Annotated in this window: 1 protein-coding gene and 1 pseudogene; both read right to left on the bottom strand. The window is 54.6% G+C overall.

Features of this window, described 5'->3' with window-relative positions; genetic code table 11:
* Window positions 1–198 (bottom strand): annotated as a pseudogene (locus ACOSYY_RS00490) (TauD/TfdA family dioxygenase); the annotation flags it as partial.
* 25 nt (window positions 199–223) lie between these two features.
* The coding region (locus ACOSYY_RS00485) for a condensation domain-containing protein (RefSeq protein WP_421660259.1) at window positions 224–2,070 on the bottom strand (1,847 nt) is incomplete at its 5' end.

Genomic DNA, 2,070 nt, shown 5'->3' with positions numbered 1-2,070 from the left:
CTGCACCCATTCCCGTTGTTGTTCGACCCAGCCCACCAAACTGAGTCCTGTTACGGTAGGCTGAACCAGCAACGGAAGCATCTTCCCCGGGAAAAGCGGTTCCGCCGTCACAAGGTGTTCCTGGGATAAGCTGATGGCTTTTCGGTGAATGCCTTTCAATCTTGGCATGGCCGCGGTTTTCTGACTCGATTCGTTCATCGATCAATCCTCATGCTTTAGTGGTTTAGACAGGCCGCCCCATTGGCTTTCGTCTGATGCGTTTAAGGTTCCGGCTGTTCGCTTCGTGACGCTCTTGGCGTGTTCTGATTCGTTGGAGACTGTCGTGCTCCGACAGCATGCGTTCGATTCCTTCGACGGTGACATGGGGATTCGCTCCAATAAGTTCCACAATCATTGAGAAACGCTCTGCAAACCGGACGATGCTCGCGGAATCGAAGAGATCTATGTTGTACTCGAACCATCCACTCAATCCATCGGCGCTCTCTTCAAAATTGAGTAATACATCCAATTCTGCGGTCGTCTTTTCATTATCCATGACGCTCAGCGCCAATCCCGGAAGGTCGTCAGGCGGCGGAGGGGCGTGTTGCAGGATAAGCTTGATCTGAAACAAGGGAGAATATTGGAGTTCGCGCTTCGTCTTGAGAGAGGCGACCAGCATTTCAAACGGCACGTCCTGATGGGAATGCGCTGCCAGCGTCATATCCCGAACCTGATCAAGCAACTCTTGGAATGGGAGAGCCGTATCGACCGTCATACGCAGCACGATTTGATTGACAAAGAAACCGATGAGGTTTTCGACTTCGAGCACATTGAGAGTTGTGACGTCGGTCCCCACCACGATGTCCCGCTGGCCGGTCTCATATTTAAGCAGCACCTTCAGCACAGCCACGAGGGTCATAAATAACGTCGCTCCACGCCTTCGCCCCAATGTTCTGAGCCGGTCCACCACGTCATTGGATAAGCTTATTGAATGAATGGCACCCCGGTATGTCTGGACGGCAGGTCTCGGCCGATCTGTCGGCAAGGCAACCACTGGAACATCCGACAATTGTTGTTTCCAGTACGCCAATTGTCTTTCCAGTACATCGCCTGCCAGCCATGTCCGCTGCCATACCGCATAATCCGCGTATTGCACCGGCAACTGAGGCAATGACAACGGCTGGCCGGTCACCGAAGCCGCATATAACTTCGTTATCTCATCAACAAGTACGGCCATGGACCAAGCATCTGAAATGATGTGATGCATGGTAACGAGCAGGACCTGCTCCTGGTCACCTATCCGCAACAAGTGCAGGCGCAGTAATGGGCCGCACGATAAATCAAATAGCTTCTGGGCTTCTTCACGCGTCAGAGATTGAACCATTGCCTCGCGTTCATCCGACGGCATCTCCCTAAGATCGGAGACGGACATTGAATGTATGGGTTCAGGGGCGATTACCTGTAGCGGTTGACCTCCTTTCATAGGAAATGTTGTACGCAACACATCATGGCGACAGGCCAATTGGTAAAAATTGTTTGCCAGCGCCGTTTCATCCAATGGACCAGTAATTCGCAGAGCCACGGGAACGTTATACATGGGACTGTCCGGGGCCATTTGCCATAGGAACCAAAGCCGCTGCTGCGCGAATGATAACGGCATGGGTTCGCTTCTCGGCATGGGCACAAGCGGAGGAAGACGTCTGCCTTCTTCCGTCGCCACGGAGCAGTCGACAGCCGCAGCCAACCCTTCAACGGTGGGATGATCGAACAAGCTGCGCAACGGCAATTCGATATGAAAGACCGCACGAACTCTTGACACAACCTGCGTCGCGAGGAGCGAATGGCCGCCGAGGTCGAAGAAGTTGTCGTGAACGCCGACGTGCTTGACCCCCAGGATCTCGGCCCAGATCCCGGCCAAAATCTCTTCAACCGCCGTGCGAGGCGCGCCGACACGGGGCGTCCCCTCGCCGTCTTCCGGTGTCGGCAAGGCATTCCGATCGATCTTCCCGTTCGGCGTCAGCGGAAGCGCGTCCAGGAACATCACGACGGAAGGAACCATGTAGTCCGGCAGCGTCTCGGCCGCAAACGATC

Source organism: Nitrospira sp. BLG_2 (assembly GCF_049222245.1).
This window is presented reverse-complemented; position numbering and strand designations above follow the sequence as displayed.